This is a genomic window from uncultured Microbacterium sp. (assembly GCF_947632095.1).
Taxonomy (GTDB): Bacteria; Actinomycetota; Actinomycetes; order Actinomycetales; family Microbacteriaceae; genus Microbacterium.
The window spans coordinates 113,033-131,710 of record NZ_CANROA010000002.1; the positions used below are offsets into that span (position 1 = coordinate 113,033).

General features: G+C 66.0%; 13 protein-coding genes. 2 read left to right on the forward strand and 11 right to left on the reverse strand.

Going from position 1 to position 18,678, the window contains the following annotated elements:
* Window positions 1–4: 4 nt before the first annotated feature.
* The 8 genes from Q0Z66_RS01745 to Q0Z66_RS01780 all read right to left on the reverse strand — a co-directional run bounded on the left by Q0Z66_RS01745 (window position 5) and on the right by Q0Z66_RS01780 (window position 13,989).
* Window positions 5–826 (reverse strand): hypothetical protein, encoded by an 822-nt coding sequence (locus tag Q0Z66_RS01745; protein WP_298036987.1) that lies wholly within the window; start codon window positions 824–826, stop codon window positions 5–7.
* A complete protein-coding gene (locus Q0Z66_RS01750; protein ID WP_298036990.1) occupies window positions 816–4,133 on the reverse strand; it encodes a hypothetical protein in 3,318 nt (1,105 codons plus the stop codon). Before Q0Z66_RS01750 ends, Q0Z66_RS01745 begins: the two co-directional genes overlap by 11 nt.
* Complete coding sequence (locus Q0Z66_RS01755; RefSeq protein ID WP_298036992.1) at window positions 4,133–6,178, reverse strand: hypothetical protein; 2,046 nt, start codon at window positions 6,176–6,178, stop codon at window positions 4,133–4,135. The genes Q0Z66_RS01750 and Q0Z66_RS01755 overlap by 1 nt, the downstream gene beginning before the upstream one ends.
* A gap of 6 nt (window positions 6,179–6,184) precedes the next feature.
* Complete coding sequence (locus Q0Z66_RS01760; protein ID WP_298036993.1) at window positions 6,185–9,637, reverse strand: tubulin-like doman-containing protein; 3,453 nt, start codon at window positions 9,635–9,637, stop codon at window positions 6,185–6,187.
* 40 nt (window positions 9,638–9,677) lie between these two features.
* On the reverse strand, window positions 9,678–11,870 hold the full coding sequence (locus Q0Z66_RS01765; protein WP_298036995.1) for a hypothetical protein: 2,193 nt from the start codon (window positions 11,868–11,870) through the stop codon (window positions 9,678–9,680).
* A 270-nt stretch (window positions 11,871–12,140) separates the two neighbouring features.
* Window positions 12,141–12,908: an alpha/beta fold hydrolase gene (locus Q0Z66_RS01770; RefSeq protein WP_298036997.1), complete on the reverse strand. Its 768-nt coding sequence runs from the start codon at window positions 12,906–12,908 to the stop codon at window positions 12,141–12,143.
* 9 nt (window positions 12,909–12,917) lie between these two features.
* Window positions 12,918–13,097: a hypothetical protein gene (locus Q0Z66_RS01775; RefSeq protein WP_298036998.1), complete on the reverse strand. Its 180-nt coding sequence runs from the start codon at window positions 13,095–13,097 to the stop codon at window positions 12,918–12,920.
* A complete protein-coding gene (locus Q0Z66_RS01780; RefSeq protein WP_298037000.1) occupies window positions 13,090–13,989 on the reverse strand; it encodes a LysR family transcriptional regulator in 900 nt (299 codons plus the stop codon). Before Q0Z66_RS01780 ends, Q0Z66_RS01775 begins: the two co-directional genes overlap by 8 nt.
* Window positions 13,990–14,067: 78 nt before the next feature.
* Here Q0Z66_RS01780 and Q0Z66_RS01785 point away from each other — a divergent pair, with 78 nt between their 5' ends.
* Entirely contained in the window at window positions 14,068–14,961 is an 894-nt protein-coding gene (locus Q0Z66_RS01785) for an EamA family transporter (RefSeq protein ID WP_298037004.1), read from the forward strand.
* 110 nt (window positions 14,962–15,071) lie between these two features.
* On the opposite strand, the gene Q0Z66_RS01790 is transcribed toward Q0Z66_RS01785, so the two are convergent.
* Window positions 15,072–15,488, reverse strand: coding sequence for a Rid family hydrolase (locus Q0Z66_RS01790; RefSeq protein WP_298037005.1), 417 nt, complete (start codon window positions 15,486–15,488; stop codon window positions 15,072–15,074).
* A gap of 132 nt (window positions 15,489–15,620) precedes the next feature.
* Here Q0Z66_RS01790 and Q0Z66_RS01795 point away from each other — a divergent pair, with 132 nt between their 5' ends.
* Window positions 15,621–17,123: a catalase gene (locus tag Q0Z66_RS01795; protein WP_298037007.1), complete on the forward strand. Its 1,503-nt coding sequence runs from the start codon at window positions 15,621–15,623 to the stop codon at window positions 17,121–17,123.
* Window positions 17,124–17,159: 36 nt separating this feature from the next.
* Here Q0Z66_RS01795 and Q0Z66_RS01800 read toward each other — a convergent pair whose 3' ends face one another.
* Entirely contained in the window at window positions 17,160–17,525 is a 366-nt protein-coding gene (locus tag Q0Z66_RS01800; RefSeq protein WP_298037009.1) for a zinc ribbon domain-containing protein YjdM, read from the reverse strand.
* A 138-nt stretch (window positions 17,526–17,663) separates the two neighbouring features.
* Window positions 17,664–18,485 (reverse strand): siderophore-interacting protein, encoded by an 822-nt coding sequence (locus tag Q0Z66_RS01805; RefSeq protein ID WP_298037011.1) that lies wholly within the window; start codon window positions 18,483–18,485, stop codon window positions 17,664–17,666.
* Window positions 18,486–18,678: the final 193 nt, after the last annotated feature.

The window sequence follows — 18,678 nt, forward strand, 5'->3', positions numbered from 1 at the left end:
AGCGCTACAGCGGATACCGGTGTCGGAAGGGGCTGTCGAATTCGCTGTCTCTGTCCCTCTTCAGAGGATACTGCTCCGCGAACACCCGGAAGCCCGCACCGTACTCGTCATCGCGCTGCAGGGCATACGCCTCCTGCCGGGCGGCGTGCTCGATCTCGCCGATGAACAACAGGTACTGCACCTGCGCCCACGTCGCCATTCCTTCGTAGACGAGCAGTCGGCGCTCGGGCGTGTACCGCTGCTCGATCTGCCCGGCGTTCCAGTTCAGGTATTGCCAGATGTGGGTGAGCTCGTGCGCGATCGTCGTCATAGCGGCGAGTCGAGGCGAACCGTTCTCGATGTACAGCGAATACCCGTCCTTCGCCTGCTTCGCGAAGCCGAGCACCCGCGCGTCGACACCGGGAGTCGCATCGAAGCGCTCCCCCGTCTCGCGGGCGATCTGACGGGCGTTGACCATGCGCACCCGCATCGCGACGGAGATCGTGATCCCGAAGACGCTCTCCATGTTGCGCCAGACGCTCTCGAACAATTCCGTGAACTCGTCGCTGGAGCGCAGCACGGTGCGCGAGCACCGCACGCAACGCTCCCGCCCGTCCTTGAGCCGGTCGTATTCGCCGCCCATGAGCTTGATGAAGCAGAAGTCGCAGTAGTTCGCGTTGAGCGGCTCGAAGGCGTGCGGTCGCCGTTCGAAGCGTTCAACGGCGGCGCGCGCCCGGCCCAGCTCGCCGTCGGAGAACCCACCCGCTCGCAGGTAGTCTCGCGTGCCGATGAGGTCGAGGTTCGCCGCGGCGGGGTGTCCGCCGTAGGCGAGGTAATCACTGTTCACGGGGCGCCTCCGGAGGGGTGATCGCGTCTGCTGCTGCCGGGTCCGGCTCGGATGCCACCACCGGCCCGCCGACGACATCGACGGCGCCGAGGACGGGATGCCCGCCGAGTTGCTCGGGTGCCCCGGGCTCGACGGCTGACTCGACCGCAATCGCTGCGGCATCGTCGGATGCTGCCACCGGCGCGGTCCGCCGATGAAACAGCGCGTGCACACGACGCCACGCCCGCCGCCACCAGGACGGGCGTGCAGGCGGAGCGGCCGGCATCCGCGATTCAGCATCCTGTTCGGCCGCCGCGTGGAGTCGTTGCTCCATCTGCTCCGGCGTCTCACCCGGGAAAGCGACCGGCGCCTTCTCGGCGGGCTCTTCTCGTGAAGCATCCGCCGGCGCTGTCACCCACTCGAGATAATCCGAGATGAGCGCGAACAGGCGCCGCCAGTTGCGTTCGACCGCGACGATCAGCCCCATGTCGATGGGGCTGTCCTCGACGACCAGGATCACATCCTCGCCGTGCTCCGTGTGAACCTCGTCCAGCAACGGACCGACGGACTTCTCGGGGTCGTCCGTGAGGGCGACCACATAGGCGTGCGCGTCCGGGAAGATCGTCACGAAGAGCTCGTTCAGCAGCACCGTGAGCGTGCGACGGATCGACGAGGAGATGCCCGGCAGGTGGATCTCGAGGTACTCCTTGTTCCGATGGGTGCGCACCGGAAGCCCCGAGACGCGCACCTCCTTGCCCGCGAGGAGATCCGCTCGCGAGGGCGCCTCGATGTAGCCGTGCGGCTCGACGACGATGTCGGCGAACACCCGGGTCAGGGCGATCTCCCCCATGACCACCTGCGCCCCGGCGCGCTCCGCGATGCGCCGGCCCGCGAGGGAGAACGTGCGCGTGGGACGGTAAACCCGACGATCCCGGATGTGTTCGGCGGCGCGACGCAGCACGACGCCGCTGCGACGCGGATCCGTGCCGATGCTCTGCACCTGGTAGTACTTGCCGGCGTAGGTGATGAACTGCCCCGGCATCACGGTCTGATGCACGAGCCCGTACAGCACCGAGCCCAGATAGTCGCGCCCCTCGGCTTCGTCCTCGACGAAGAAGTAGGCGGCGTGCAGCGCCTGCACGAGGTCGGTCAGGTCCGCGCTCGCCTCCAACCGGTAGGCACGGCACCAGATCTCCTGCCCGTCCGGGCCACGACCGGCCGAGACGATCTCCCGCCGGAGATCGAGCTCCGCGATGTCGGCGTGAACGAACGCCAGTTTCTTGAGGGCGCCGACCGCAGGGACGTCGTCCTCGTCGCTCTCCCCTTCGACGGGCGCGATGATCGGAGGCATCATCCAACCGATCAGCTCGAGCTCGCGGGCGAGTTCGCGCTCCGACAGGGGGAAGCGCAGCAGCGTCAGCACCAGCCGCATCATGACGTTGCGCTCGGTTCGAGCGTGATCCGGCACGATCGACGGCGCGGCCTTCGGGTCAGCGGCGAAGATACTGCTGTTGGCCACCATGTAGTCGCGCAGCAGGTAGTCCTCGCTGATGAGGTTGACGAACCCCTCATCGGTCGAACGCGTCGCGAACAGACGGATCGTCTCGTAGACGTTGCGGATCTCGTCCTCGACGATGAGGAAGCGGTTCTCGATCGCCGCGACATCCCACGGATTCGCGTGCGGCGCGATGGATTCGGCGAGCGCGTGCTGCGACACGTCGAGGTCGGCGAAGTCGCTGATCTGCGAGTAGTACTGACCCGCGATCCACATCATGTCGTTGACGGGGAAGGCTTCTGCGCCGACCCAGTCGACCGACTGCACCTGGTACTTCAGCGCGACGGCACCGATCTCGGTCCCCATGCCGAGGTATCGGGTGACGGTGGGCAGCACGCTGCCATGCATGGGCGGCCCTTCGGCGGCCCACACCATCTCCGTGCTGCGGCCCCGCGGGAGCCCCGCGGCGACGACGTCGGTGAGATCCACCTTGAGCAGGTGCGACAACGCATCGACGAGTCCGTCGTGGTTGCGGTCGAAGGCTGCGTAGACGGGCGGCGCATCGGCTCCGCACCGCGACAGCACGACGCTGAGCCCGACCTGCCCGGTGGCGAGCAGTCGCGACGGCTCGGCGATGACGATGTAGTGCACGTCGGCGAGGAAGTCCTCGTTCGCGGCGATCACGTCGAGATCGTGGATGTCGGCGAATCTCAATACACCGACGTCCAGGTCGCTCTCAGGGGTGCGGGTGAGGCGCCCGACCTGCCAGAGACCGGGAACGCCGGTGATCTCCTCCAGCCCGTTCTCCATCCAGGCGGCCAGGTCATCGGCGATCGCGTCGCGTCCGCAGATGATCAGGCACTTGCGGAACTGCAGCAGGTGATAGTACGCGGGGAAGGCGAGATAGGCGGTTAGGTCGCCGTAGAACGGATTCCCGATGAGTGTGCTGCGTCCGCGCATGAGATCCGCCGCGGCGTCGACGAGGTTCGTATCCAGGGGTGCTCCCGAGGCGCGCATCCGTGCGAAATACTCGCCCACGAGCCGATCGATGTCGTCGCTCGAATGGGTCAGAGCGTCCAGGCGCGCGCCGCTGTTGCCGGCATCCGACGTGGCGAAGTTCATTCCGTCGTCGATCGCGCGCCCGGGGAACGTCTCGGTGAGCACGTCCCGCAGCCGGGCGTATCCGGTCACCCGGCGCGAGTCGTCCCCCTCGCCCACCACATCGCTGAGGTACTCCTCGCGGGTCTGCCCGTCGACGGCGTAGAAGAACTCGCCGATGACGAGAGCGGCGATCACCGGGAACGGAATGGCGGTGAAGCCCGGCCACGTCGGGAACATCACGATGAGAGAGGTGAGCAGCACGGTGACGATCACGGAGGCCCAGAAGAGCACCCGCAGGTAGACCCGCAGCATCGTGTTGTGATCGCGCACGAACCAGGCGCCGCGGTCGACGTCGTAGCGGTAGACCCCCTCGACCAGCGAGCTGCCGAGGAAGTCGTCGCCCTGGAAGAGGCGGGAGAAGATCCGCAGGAGCACGAGTTTGAGCACGGCGAACACCAGCAGCACGGCGACGTTCTCGATCACGTACTGCCAGGTGGTCTCATAGAGCCCGCGCAGGAAGGGGATGACGTCGAAGACCGCTCGCAACACGTCATCGATGCTGGTGTTCAGCGCGTTCAGCGCGATGAGCACCGCGATCGCGTAGACGAGCGCGACGGCAGGCATCGGGAACTGCCGCACCCGCGACCGTCGCGGCATGTTGATCACCCGCACCAGCAGGAGTGCGGCGATCACCGGAGTGAAGGAGACGATCTGTCTCAGAAGGTCGAGCATCACAGCCCCTCCGCTTCCGTCGAGGCCGACTCCGACCGCTCGAACAGACGGATCCGCTCGAGCGAGAGTCGGGCGACGAAGTCATAGGGGGCGCTCACCCGCTCACCGGACTCGTTGAACGCCGCGGTGCCCGTGCCCGTCGGGAAGCGGAAGAACGCGTTCACCTGACGGCGGTCCTCGATGTCCATCCCGGAGAAGCCGCCCGGTATCCGGCGGATGCTCAGCGGCTGCCCGAGAGAAGTGACGATCTTCTTCTCGGCGTCGATCATGGCGACGGCTCGCGAGCGCACCGTGCGATACAGGTCGCGGCGCGTGCGGTTGTGCTGCTGCACCCGCTCCGCGCCGATCAGCACGGCCCTCGCCTGCATATACGTCGCCAGCTGCGACAGATACTGGCCGAAGACATCGGCGCCGTCATTGACTTCGTTCGCGAACGACCTCATACGGGAGTTCACGTCGTTGAGGCGATCGAGCAATCGCCGCCGCATCCATAGCAGCACTCCGAGCCCGGCGCCCGCCACCAGCAGCACGACGCCCCCCACCACGAATGCGCTCCACGACAGCACCGTCGCGCCACGCGCGCCCGCCTGAAGCAGATAGGGCACGAACGAGATCACCCAGACGGCGAGCACGAGCAGTGTCGTCCACGACACCATCTGGATCCGCATGCGCTGCGCGAGCAGACGCCGCATCTCGGCGTTCTCGGCGTCGAGCAGCCCGAGCACCCGGGTGCGGTCGAGGATCTGGGTCGTCGCGGGCACGACGAGATTGCCGACGCGCTTCGACAGCTCGTCCTGGATCTCGTCGCGGTCGATGTCGCTGAGCACATGGTCCTCGCCGATCAGCTGCTTCAACCGACGCCGGGTGTCATAGACCGCTCGCGCGAGCACCCGGCGCGGGCGACGCAGGAACTGTCCGGCATCCACCTGCAGGGTGTCGAAATCGGCCGACCACTGCGCCGACTCGTTCGCCGGCCAGTCGGCGACGAGCCCGTACCCGGAAGTGCGCACGCGCAGTTCGCCCCCGCCGACCTTCTCGAACTGCACCGGCACCTTCTCATCGCGCAGCAGCTCATGCACATCGGTCTCGGGCGGACGGTGCGGCGTATCGATCAGGGAGTCCAGATGCTCGCGCAGCGCTGTCAACTGCCCCATGTGAGCATTGAGCAGATCGCCCAGCGCCTGCTCGCTGAAATCGACGCCGAGCCGGTAGACGCGTTCCGCCTGGAAGGCGCTCGGGGGCAGCACGTTCACCGCGACCGTCAGCACCGCGGTCCAGAACCGCAGTTCGTCCTGGTCGTAGCCGGAGTTCTCGGGGTTGAGCAGGTCGTACACCGCGAACCGGCTCGCCGGCGGATAGTCGTTGCGCTCGACGAAGCGCGATACGTGCTGCTCCGTCTCCGTGCGCCACGCCCGTGCCAGCTGACCGTCATCCGTCTCATCGATGCGCGCACGGGTCGAGATGAACACGATCTCCGACGGGTGCAGCTCCTTCATGTGGTACTTCTCCCGCAGCATCCGATGCGTCGTCTGCTCGTCATCCGAGTAGGCGACCTCGCGGTACTCCACACGCACATCCGACTCGGTCTGGCCGAGAGTGCGCAGCATGTCGTGAATCTCGCCGTCGTCCGAATGACGCTCGACGCGCACCCCTCCCTCACCGCGATGGCTCACGACAGGTTCGAAGTCGCGCGCCGTCATCGCCGGATACCCCAGCAGCTGATGCGCGATGCGCACGAGCGGATGCGGCGAATCGGTGAGATTCAACGGCACCTTCGTGTTATCGACAAAATCGAACGGATTCTCCAGGTCGCGGCGGCCGGGCGCCTCAGCCGAGGCATGATCGACGACGACCGCGCGCCAGGCCGACTTGCCGCGGATCACATCCGGTAGCCCCGGGAGCGCCTCACGCAGAGTCTCCGCGCGCGACGACTCGTTCCAGTCGCAGAAGGCGATCTCGCCCGTCTCGAGAAACGGGTCAAAGAACGTCCGCGAGCGGTCGAAGATCCGGCGCGCCGCGCGGCTGAGGAAGATGACGGTGAACATGCCGGCTCACGCGTCGGCGAGTGACTGGATCAGCTTCTCCACCCGGTTCACCGTCTCCCGCAGGGGAAGCTCGTTGCAGAACTTCCACAGCGGCCCGAGGATCGAATCCGCCTTGCGGGCGAACGTCGAGTCCTTCGCCCGGTAGCCCGGAAGGTGCGTCTCGAACCGATCGAGCTGGCCATCGAGCACCTCCCGCAGCACGGGCAGCGCGTCGGCGGCTCCGACGATCGCCTCCACCTCGCTCTGCAGTCGCGCGAGGAAATCGCCGACCATCGCGTAGACCTGCTCGGAGAAGTAGAGCTCCTTCGGCACCGTCATCGCATAGAAGGCGACGATGTCGAACAGCGTGAACGGGCGCCCCTCGATCCCGGAGTACTCCCGCAGCTCCGGCAGCGCGATCCCCTCGTCCAGCGCACGCCCGAACGCGGAGTCGCCGAAGCGCGAGACCCGCGACTCGTCCATCAGACGTCGGTTCTGCTCCTCGATCGAGGTCGTGATCTCCGTCACCGCGACGGGGTTGATCGTCAGGCCGTCGACCACCTCGTAGAAGTGATCGCACGGCGTGCCGTTGGAGACGATGAAATCCTTGTTGCGAGCATCCGCCGACTTGTACTGGTAGATGCGGTGATCGCCGTGCACCTTCGCCCAGCCGATGCGGTTGTGCACGAGACCCAGCAGCAGCGCGTCGTGCACGGCGCGCATCTGGTCGGCCTGGTTGCCCTCGTCGAGGTCGGGCAGCTGCGAGATCCAGTGCCAGCGCCGGTCGATGTGCGGCGTGATGACCTTCGTCGCCTCCACCGACGGCTCGATCTCGTTCACGAGGCTGTAGTACGAGGAGAAGTACTGCCCGGCCGGTCGCTGCTCGGTCGCATGCGCTCGAGCAGGCGAATACTTCGAGAGGTCACGGGCGCGGATGCCGTACATCGCACTGTAGAAGAGGATCTCCTGACGACTGATCTCCGAATCCTTCTCACCGCCGTAGTTGCCGAGCAGCTCCGAGATCATGCTCTTCCGCTTCGGGTCGAAGTCGCCCTCGAGGTCGGGATTGTAGGCGCACGCCTCGATCGGGTGGCGCTCCTCCCCCAGAGGCTGCTCGAGGAAGGGCGCCGCGAGCCGCTTGGCCTTCTCGATCTCGCCGCGCACGTAGTGGGCGACGTTGTCGGCCTCGAAGTTGTTCGTCGTGATGCGGTACTCCTTCTCGAGCGCCTCGATCACGTCGATGTCGATCTGACTCTCGTAGCGCTGCATGACCTGATCGGTGAAGTAGCCGATCATCGTGACCTGGTAGAGGTCCTGGAAGAAGTTGCCGTCCTTGCCGTCGGCGAGCATGTGGAAATCGCGCACCTTGCCGTAGATCGCCTCGGCGAGCGCGCTGTCCACGCTCATCACGCCGCCCGTGTACGGCATCGCGTCGTAGAGGCTGTCCAGGCATTGTGACGAGGCGAGCACGTACCGGGTGGTCGAGCCCTTCAGGTCGTCGTACTTCGTGCGCTGGATCTCGATGTTCGTCTTCAGGCGCTTGAGGTTGCCGTTGAGCGTCTCGAAGAACGTCTCGAACGATCGCGACATGCCGGTGACGTAGGCGATCGCCTCCTCGAGGACCTTGGCGTACACGGTCTGGTCGCGCAGATCGCCGACCTTGCGGATGTAGTTCTGCAGCTGATCGGCGAGCTCCTGCAGCGCGGCGCCGGGCTTGTTGCGCATGCGCTCCATCATCGTGCGCTTGCGGTTGGCGAGATCCTCGACGGTCTCGACGTCCTCCGTGCCCGGGTCGTCGAAGGCGTTGCGCTCGAAGTTCTCGAAGAACTGCAGGGTGCTCGCCAGCTGCGTCTCGACCTGCTGCTTCTGCGCCTGCAGCTCCTTGAGGGTCTTGTAGAGGAAGTAGCGGGCCGAGACCGGGTGCACGAAGGTGCCCGAGACCTTCTCACGCAGGTAGGTCTCGAGCTGGTGCACATCGCGTTGCTTGGTGACGCCCTGCCGGTCCGACTGGAACAGGCTGTAGCCGATGAGCCCCGCGCGCTCGTCAGTGTCGCGCTCGACGATGTCGTGGTACTTCTTCAGCTCGTAGTAGGCGCCGACATAGTCGTCCGGGTCGGCCGTCTCGCCGAGGGCAGAGACGCGCGCCGAGGCGTTGCGCTTGAGGGTCTCCTGGCTGGGGATCGCTGCGTTCGACAGCACGTGGTTGCGGAGGGCGCTGAGATATTCCTGCCAGCGGTTGCCGACCACGGAGATGCCGTCCTCGTCGTAGGCGAGGCACTGGCTCTGCACGGATCGGGCGAAGGGGTCCTTGTTCGTCGCGCTCTCCTCGATCGCGAGCGTGAACTCGGTGGCGATGTCGAGGTCATGGGCGACGTAACCGAGCTCGCGCTGCTTGGCGAGCGCATCGAGGCGGTCCTTGTACTGGTTGTCGAACTGCAGCCACTGCTCCGACAGCGCGAGATCGGCCCAGCGCAGTCCCACCACGTCGCGCACGTGCGCCCACGGGTAGACCAGGCGCGATGCTCCGGCACCGGCGTAGCGGTTTCGGCCGTCGTTTTTGATGACCTCGCGCAGCACGTTGTCCTCGCGCGAGTTCGACTTCTTCGACATCGGGCCGATCGACTGCGTGTAGATGCAGGTCGCGGCGTGGTCGAGGTAGGTGGCGAACGAATCGAGGCTGCCGCCGCTGGAGTTCTTCGCGTCGAACAGGAAGCAGAAGTCATACGGCATGGCCGTGATCTCCTCGACGCCGTCGGCGCCGACGCGGGGGAACTCGAATGCGAGGTCGCGGTACTGCGGGGGCAGCGTATTGTCGCCCTTCATGAGGAACGCGTCGAGTTCGCGCACGGCGGCGTAGGCGTTGACCTGCAGGTTCTGCTGCTCCTCGGTCGCCTTGATCACCGAGTAGAAGACGTCGGGCTGCACGAAGAATCCGCGCGTGATGGCCTTGGCCTTGGGGTACTTGGTGCGCAGGTAGTTCGCCAGGTACATCGCGACGGAGAGGATGAGGCCCGAGCCCGTGCCTCCGGCGAGGGAGCTGGTGATGATGACGCGCAGCGCCTGCTCCTCCTGGTCCTTGTCGATGCGGAACAGCTGCTCGATGGCCCGGTGCAGGCCATCGAGGTTTCCGCCCTTGAGCGTGGTGTCGAAGGCGAGCCGTGAGATGGCGCGCACCTGCGCCGCCCCCTCGGTCAGCGTCTTGCGGTTGAGCATCTCGTTGACGGGGAACCAGTTGTCGCGCGCATTCGTGTTGATGTTCAGGTACTCGCCGACCGTATTGCGCGTCGATGTCTGCACCGTGTGGATCTCGGGGTTCGACTGGCGGATGCGGCCGAGGTCGTTGATGTCGGTGTCGAAGACGACGAACGCGATGCGCTCGGACTGGCTCGAGCTGCTCTCGCTGACCTTCTCCGCGACGTGCTGGACGATCTTCGAACCAGTGCCGCCGAGGCCGAGGATGAGGGTGGGGGCAATAGGCATGACAGGTGTTCCTCTCGTGCGATTCGCGTTCGCGACGCGATCAGTTGTTGAGATACAGCTCGAAGCGGGTCTGGTTGGGGACGGTTGCGGTGATGCTCGTCGACGCGCTGAGTGTGGGTGCGCGCTTGGTGTCCTCATTGAGGTCGTTGCCGTTGAGGGCGACGTTCTTCTTGTCGGCGATCTGCTTCCAGTTCAGGAGCGTCATCTTTCCGCTGCGGCCGGCCTTGAGCGTCATCTGCCGGAACCCGAAGGTTCCCTGCGGCACATAGTTCAGAGTCGCGCGGTCGGCGAAGAACGGCAGGTACTTGCGCAGCGGCTGCACCTGGAACTTGCCGTTGCCGGTCTCGGCCTTCACGCCGATGCTCATGGGGATGCCGGTGACTGCCGGGCGACGCTTGATCTTCTTTGAGAAGCGCGGCTTGAAGAGGTAGCCGAGGAGGATCACGAGCAGGATGAGCGCGAGCAGCCACTTCCACCCGGTCTCGGCGAACCAGTTCGTGAAGCGGTCCCAGGCGGCGATATCATCGTCGACGGTCAGCGTGCTCTCCAGCGGTGTCGCCTGGTACAACTGCTCGTCGTAGACGAAGCTCGCCTCCAGAGTCACCGGGATCTCACCGGTGTCGGCCGCGTACACGTCGCCATCGGGTGCGCGCGGGGTGAGGAGGACCTCGCCGACGCTGTCACCGAGGGCGACGTCGAAGAAGAGGTTCGACGGGGTCGTCACGGAGAACGCCTCGGGACTGACCGCCGCCCATTCCTCGTCGGTGAAGGATGTCAGGGCTCCTGTCTCGCCGAGGCCGTATTCGACGGCGATCGGCTCGGCCGTCGCCTCCTCGCCGAGCTCGGTGACCGCGACGGCGGTCTCGGCCATGTCGAATCCGGTCGCACGGGCCGGTTGCAGAACCGTGACGTCGATCGTCGCGTGGGCGGTGTTGCCGCCCAGGTACTCCGCGTCGACCTCGAGGCGGACGTCGCCGCGGTCGAGGGAGATGGTCTGCCCGGATTCGACGCTCTCGAGGATCATCTCTTCGCCGCTGAAGGCTCGCGCCGAATAGGTGACGTCGCCGATGAGCGGCGACTCGATGAACGCGCAGTCCGCATCCATGAAGCCGTAGCGCAACGTGTACTCGCCGCCGACGATCTTGTCGGCGTCGACCACGGCGCCGGATTCGTCGCGCAGCTCGATACCGAAGTTCACGGCGGGCTTGTAGAAGTAGGCGATGTCGCTGGCGCCGGTGATGTCGAACTGGGTGGGCCCGCGCTCCACATCCGTGAATCGTGCGAGTACGCCGTTGAGGTCCTTGTCGGGCTTCGCCTCGAGCACCCAGTCATCGGCGGGTTTGGCGTTCTCCGCCCAGCGCACGCTCACCGTCGACTCCGGCGGATAGGTGCGGCTCTCGGAGACGGCATCCCCGATCGATGCCTTCGCGCCCTGTGCGAAGACGAGCACCTCGGCGAGATCGATGTCGGGGTCGATGACGTTCGGCTGGGATGCTGAGGCGATGAGGTTCCGCTCGAAGATGAGGTTCGCGAACCCGGTCATCTCCTCGAGCAGGTCCTGCGAGTCGGGAGCCTTCGAGAAGTGGATGCCGTGACCGGGATCGTCCGCGATGGCCGGAGCATCCTCACCGATCGCCAGGTAGGCGACGCGCAGGCGCTGATCGGCGTCGGCGGCGGTCGGGTAGGAACGGATCTGCTTCTCGGCCCCTCCAGCCGGAGTGTCTTCGAACTCTCCGTCGGTGATGATGACGAGCCATTTGTTCATGGATTGACTCGCGGCGAGGTCCTGCTGCGCCTTGGCGACGCTGGAGAACGGTGTGTCGACGCCCTGCATGGGCATGTCGTGGATCTGCTTGGCCCGGGCGCTGGTGGACTCGGCTCCGGTCACGGTAACCGCCACGGATCCGCTTCTCCCCTGGGAGAAATCGCTCATCCGGTAGACGTTGAGCACGTCGTCAGGGGCGAGCATCGCGGCGAAGACCTCCAGCGCGTACTTCGCCTTCGACCAGCGGTCGAGTGTGACTTCGGTCTTGAGATCGCGGAACATCGATCCGGAGTCGTCGATCACCAGATTGATCTCGCGTCCGGCCGGGGCATCGGCGCTCACGACCGCAGCGCATCGCGCGCTCCCATCGCCCGCAGCCGTCACGGCGGCCGTCGGGATCTCCGCTGCGGGAGCGGCGGATGCCGGCGCCGCTGTGATGAACGCACCGAAAAGCAGCGCGACGATCATCGCCCCCGTAGTCTTTCGCGGCGCGCGACGGCGCACCGATCCTTCTCCGTGCCCCACCGCACGTCCCCCTTCACAACACAAAACGTTCGCATTGCTGGGGTGCGCAGCGCGTTACCGTGCTGGTCGTCCCGAAGCGTGCTCCGCTGGATGTACCGCCAAGATAGAGCACCGGTCGAGCGCCTGACAAGGATTATTCACGCGACTGCACTTATTCGTTATGAAGCGGTCATATGTGCTTCACCGCGACCCCGGACTCAGCACCTTCGTCGATCAGAGCACCGAAGGGGCTTGCCACCATTCGCCGAGCCGCTGCGCGAGCCATGCAGGTCGCTGCAGCGGGATGCCGTGGCCGCATCCGTCGACGATCTCCATCTCGCTGCGCGGATGCCGTTCGGCGAGTATCGCGGCGGACGATCGCATCATCCTCCGTTCGTCCGACCCTGCGAGGACGAGAGACCGGCCGGGGAAAGCCGCCCAGCCGTCGGGAACCGTGAAGCGAATGTTCTCGCCGACCGCCGCGACGAGGTCGGCGGTGCTTATCGTCGCCGAGGTGCGCAGGTATTCGTCCATGAGCACGTCCGGAATGAACAGCTCCTGCGCCTGGGCACGGGCGAAGCGCTGATTCCTCGCGAGCGGTGCCGCCATCGCGAGCATCGCGAGTGTCGTTCGCGGCATCCGCATGGGGATCGCCTGCGCGCTGATGACGACCGCATCGCTCACGAGGTCGGGGCGCTCGGAGGCGAGCAGCACCGCCAGCTGCGCTCCGAGCGAGAAGCCGACCACGGACACCGGAGCGTCCGTGTGCTCGTCGAGCACCGCGACGATCGATGCGAGCGCATCCTCGTGCGAGACGTAGGGCGCTGCGGCACTGCGGTCGTGCCCCGGCAGGTCCGGGACGATCATCCGCCTGCCCGCGGGCAGATGATCGATGAGCGGATGCCACATCCACCCGCCGACGCCTCCGCCATGCAGCAGAAGGATTGTCGCCTGCCCGTCTCCGCGCGTCTCGACGTGGATCGACTGCGCAGTACGGGGCATGCGTTCAGCCTATTGGCCGCCGTCGACGATGCTTCCGCCGGACTGCACGGACCCATCCCGGGTCAGGCCACCGTACGAACGCCGTTCCATGCCGTTCCGGCGAACGATGAAGAGCATCGTCACGGCGAATCCGGTGATGAACACGATGTTTCCGACGATGATCAGGACGAGCACTGCGGTGTCACTCATGCGTTCCTCCCTTTCGGGCAGGGTACTCCGACTCGACGGCGGAGATGAAGGCCTTCGCCGCGGGCGTCGGGTTGAACCCGCTCCAAGCGAGGTGCTCGATGCGGCTCGGCGCACCGACGACGGTGAGACAGCGCACGTCCGGAGCATCCGCGACCACCGCCCGGGGCAGGAACGCGATCGCGAGCCCCGTGCGCACGAGCCCGAGCATCAGCGCGATGTCCATCGCCTCGAATGCGACGTCCCGATCGATGCCGGCGGCGGTGAACGCGGCATCCGACTGCGCTCGCCCCGGCGTTCCTGCCGGGAAGTCGACGTATGGCTCCGATTCGAGATCGGCGAGCCGCACACGTCGACGGTCGGCGAGCGGATGCCGGGACGAGACCACGGCGACGAGATCCTCCCTCGCGAGCTCTCGCGACTCGATCCCCGCGTGCGCGACATCGCCGGCGAGGCCGAGCACCGCGGCATCCATGCGGCCCGCGGCGATCGCCTCGAGGAACTCATCGCTGCCGCCGCTGCGCAGCGCGATCCGCACGGCAGGATGCTGCCGCCGGAATCCGCTGAGCAATGCGGGCAGGTCGATCGCCGTCACCGTCGGGATCACCCCGATGGTGAGCGTGCCGCGGATCTCGCCCGTCGTCGCCACCGCATCGGATGCCGCGCGCTCGGCCGCGGCGACGCTCGTCCGCGCGGCGTCGAGGAACGCCTCCCCGGCAGGGGTGACCTCGACGCGACGGCTCGTGCGCGCGAAGAGCTCGACGCCCAGCTCCTGCTCGAGCGCCTTGATCTGATGGCTGAGCGCAGACTGGACGACGTGGCATCGGGCGGCGGCGCGGGTGAAATTGCGCTCCTCGGCGACGGCGATCGCGTAACGCATCTGCTGGAGTTCCACTCATTAATCATTGCAGTTCATAGTTTGGATGAGAACAATGCGTTGGACTGATCCTGCCGCGCGATCGAGCATGAAGACATGAGATTCGACTCCCGCGTCGGCTGGACCCTCCTGACCGCCCTCGCCCCCGCAGTCTGGGGTACGACCTACATCGTCACGACGCATCTGCTGCCCGAGGGGCATCCGCTCTTCGCAGCGCTCATGCGTACTCTTCCCGCCGGGATCATCGCGCTGCTCATCGCCCGCCGGCTCCCCCGCGGCTCGTGGTGGTGGAAGAGCCTCGTGCTCGGCACGCTGAACATGGGCGCGTTCTTCCCGCTGCTCTTCATCGCCGCGCAGCATCTGCCGGGTGGTGTGGCGGCGACGCTGGGCGCCTTCCAGCCGATCGCCGTCGCGTTCCTCGCCGTCGCGCTGCTGCACGAGCGTCTCTCCGGTTGGCGGGTCGTGTGGGGTGCGGTCGGCGTGACCGGTGTCGCGCTCGTCGTGCTCGGACCGGATGCCGCGCTCGATCCGACCGGGATCGCCGCCGGCCTCCTCGGCGCCGCGTCGATGGGCACCGGCGTGGTCCTGACGAAGAAGTGGGGGCGCCCCGCAGGCGTCTCAGCGGTCGGGCTCGCCGGCTGGCAGCTGACCGCCGCAGGTCTCGTGCTCATCGTCCCCACCGCGCTCATCGACGGCATCCCAGCCGGCATCGATGCTCCGGTGATCGCGGGCTACGCCTGGCTGGGACTCATCGGCGCCCTCATGACCTACACGATCTGGTTCGCGGGGATCCGACATCTGCCGGTGACGGCCACGGCACTGCTCGGCCTGCTCTCGCCCCTCGTCGCGGCGGTGCTGGGCGCGGTGATCGCCGGCGAGGCGCTCACCGCGGTGCAACTGTTCGGCTTCGCCGTCTCGCTCGTCGCGATGGTCGCGGGCCAGCTGACGCCGAGGCGGATGCCGGTGCTCGACGCGCATCGATCACGGTGACGGCGGTGATTCCTGCGATCATCAGTGCTCCCCCGAGCACGCCACGATCGTCTACGAGCACATCCGCGCGGCGACCGTCATGCCGGTGCACGGCGCGGAGTGAGCCGGGGTCAGTCGGCGACCGCGGCGACCGCGGCGACCGCCTCGATCTCGACGAGCTGGTCGTTGTAGCCGAGGACCGTCACCCCCAGGAGCGTGCTCGGAACATCATGCGCCCCGAACGCCTCACGGACGACTTCCCACGCAGCGACCAGGTCGGCCTGCGATGACGAGGCCACGAGCACACGCGTGCTGATCACATCGGTCAGCGTCGCGCCCGCAGCGGCCAGGGCATCCGTCATCGTGCTCACACAGGCCGCGGCCTGAGCCGCGTAATCGCCGGGCGCGATGGTCTCCCCGCCCTCATCCAAAGGGCACGACCCGGCGAGGAATATCAGTCGAGCGTCCTTCGGCGCGGTCGCCGCATAGGCGTACTCGGCAACGTCAGAAAGCTTCGCGGAACGGATCAGGTGAACAGCACTCGCCATACAGCGACTCTAGCGGCGGCGTCACCCCCCTTCACTTCTGAACCCGTCCGGGCTTGACTGGGCGCACGAGCCACTCGGAGACCGTCGAGCTTCGTGCATCACGGCTCCGATCCACAGGAGAAGGAGGACGAGATGGAGAAGAAGACCCCGAACGCCACGGGATCCACCACGCAGGCGGGCATCCCCGCCGTCAGCGATCGAAACTCGCTCACCGTCGGCAACGACGGGCCGATCGTGCTGCACGATCATCACCTGATCGAGACGATGCAGCATTTCAACAGGATGAACGTGCCCGAGCGACGTCCGCACGCGAAGGGCGCGGGCGCCTTCGGCACGTTCGAAGTCACCGAGGACGTCTCGCGCTATTCCAAGGCCGACTTCCTGCAGCCGGGGAAGAAGACCGAGATGCTCGCCCGCTTCTCGACCGTGGCAGGCGAGCTCGGATCGCCAGACACATGGCGCGATGTGCGGGGCTTCGCGCTGAAGTTCTACACCGAAGAGGGCAATTTCGACATGGTGGGCAACAACACCCCGGTCTTCTTCGTACGGGATCCGATGAAATTCGCGCATTTCATCCGCTCTCAGAAGCGCCTTCCCAACAATGGCCTGCGCGACGCCACGATGCAGTGGGACTTCTGGACGAACAACCCGGAATCCGCGCATCAGGTCACCTATCTCATGGGCGAGCGGGGACTTCCGAAGACCTGGCGGAACATGAACGGCTATAGCTCGCACACGTACTCACTGGTCAACGCCTCGGGAGAGCGGTTCTGGGTGAAGTGGCATTTCCTGACGAACCAGGGCATGGAGCAGCTGTCGAACGAGGAGGCCGAACGGCTGGCCGGAGCCAATGCCGACTTCCACCGCCAGGACCTCTACGAGGCGATCGAGCAAGGCCGGCATCCGTCATGGGACGTGTATTTCCAGATCATGCCGTACGCCGAGGCCAAGGAGTATCGGTTCAATCCGTTCGATCTGACCAAGGTGTGGTCGAAGAAGAACTACCCGCGAATCAAGGTCGGCACGATGACGCTGAATCGCAATCCGGAGAACTTCTTCGCCCAGATCGAACAGGCGAGCTTCTCACCGGCGAACATGGTCCCCGGCACCGGGAACTCACCGGACAAGATGCTGCTCGGCCGGACCTTCTCCTACCAGGATGCCCAGCGATATCGAGTGGGCACCAACTTCCAGCAGCTTCCCGTCAACCGCCCCGTCAACGATGTGCACACCTACAATTTCGAGGGCAGCATGTGGTACCAGCACACCGGTGCGCGCTCGGTGTACGCCCCGAACTCCTTCGGCGACTCGTGGTCAGACGAGGAGGGCCCGGTCGAGAACGGATGGGAGGCCGATGGCGAGCTGACACGGCACGCATACGACCTGCGCGCGGACGACGACGACTTCGGCCAAGCCGGAACCCTGGTGCGCGAGGTGTTCGATGACGCCCAGCGCGACGAATTCGTGAAGACCGTGGCCGGCGCATTGGACGGGGTCATCGAACCGGTGCTGTCCAACGCCTTCGTTTATTGGAAGAACGTCGATCCGGTTATCGGGCAGCGCATCGAGGATGCTGTGAGAGCCGGTGCCGAAGGTGCGGCCGTACCCGGCATGGGGGTCGACGCGGACGACTGATCGCGGTGGGCGGGACCGGAACCACTCCGAGCAGACTCAGAGAACCTTCTTGACCACGCTCGATTTGAGTTGCATCCGCCCGAAGCCGGGAACGTTCGCATCGATGTCGTGGTCACCGACGCCGTCGGTGATCAGCCGGATCCCCTTGACCTTCGTGCCGACCTTGACCGTGCCGCCGCCGGCGCCCTTGACCTTCAGGTCCTTGGCGACGGTGACGGTGTCGCCATCGGCGAGCGGGTTGCCGACGGCATCCGTGATCACGGCATCCATCGACGACTCCTCGACGGAGTCGGCAGCATCCGGCGACCACTCGTGACCGCACATCGGACATACCAGCAGCCCGCGGTCCTCGTAGGTGTACGCCTCCGAGCACGCCGGGCAGGCAGGCAGAACATCAGACATGGAAATGCAACTCCACCGGGTCTCATCGATTGCGGAACATCAGAACGCTACTTCATCAGGAATCAATACGCCCAAACCCCGGCTGGCAGCAGAGCGCGAAGCCACACGGCCTCACGCCCGAAAGGTTCACACAGAATCTCAACCGGTCGCGGCACGCCCGTGACGCCAGTACCCCACGAAGTCCACGTTGCGCTTGGGCACGTCGCGCTCCTGGACGAGGTGTCGACGCGCCCCGGTCGCCAGTGCGGATTCTCCGATGACGTGTGCATGCACCTCACCATCGGGCAGAGCCGCAGCCGCGAGCGCACGCAGTGCGAGCTCACCGGGCCGGGCAGCAGTCTGTGACGACTCGTCGCGATGGATCCAGGTGATCTCCATCCCGGCCGGAGCCGAGAGCTCTTGGCGATCACCCGCAGTGGGAATCTCGATGATCGCGACGCCTCGCGCATCGCGCGGAAGCGAGCGGCAGATGCCGGCGACCGCCGGCATCGCCGTCTCGTCGCCGATCAGCAGGGTCCAGTCATGCGGGTGGTCAGGTGTGAAGGCCAGGCCCTGGTCGAGGAACCCCACCCGGTCGCCGGAACGGGCTTCGAGGGCGAATCGGGCAGCCGGCCCGATGCTCCCGTCCTGCTCGCCGTGGATGACGAAGTCGATGTCCACCTCGCCCGCTTCAGGTCGCGCATCGCGCACCGTGTACGCACGCACCCACGGTCGCCGCGTCTTCGGCGTCGCGAGGTACTGCAGATACCAGCCGAGCTCCGTGGTGCTGGTGGGAAGCTCCAGCACATCCTGACCCTCACGAGTGAAGAAGAGCCGGCACCAGTGGTCGTATCCTCGCACATCGAGGTCCTCGAGACCGGCGAGCGTCACCCTCACGATGCTCGGGCTGATGCGTTCCGTCCGGACGACGTGCGTCATCATGAACTGGCGATCTGATGGCGTATTCTTCTTCCTACCCATGCAGGTAAGGCTACCCTCATGACGCGCTCGGGGAGCACTGCATCCGCTGTTGCATTGGCGCAGCTTCATCTCCGCATCCGATTTCCCTCAACGTCAAGATGCATGTTGATGGCGTCGGGCGTGAGGAAGGAACTGGTGACAACTGATCGTTAGTGCCGGGAGGCGCTGGCGGGGAGGATGTCATCATGCCCGG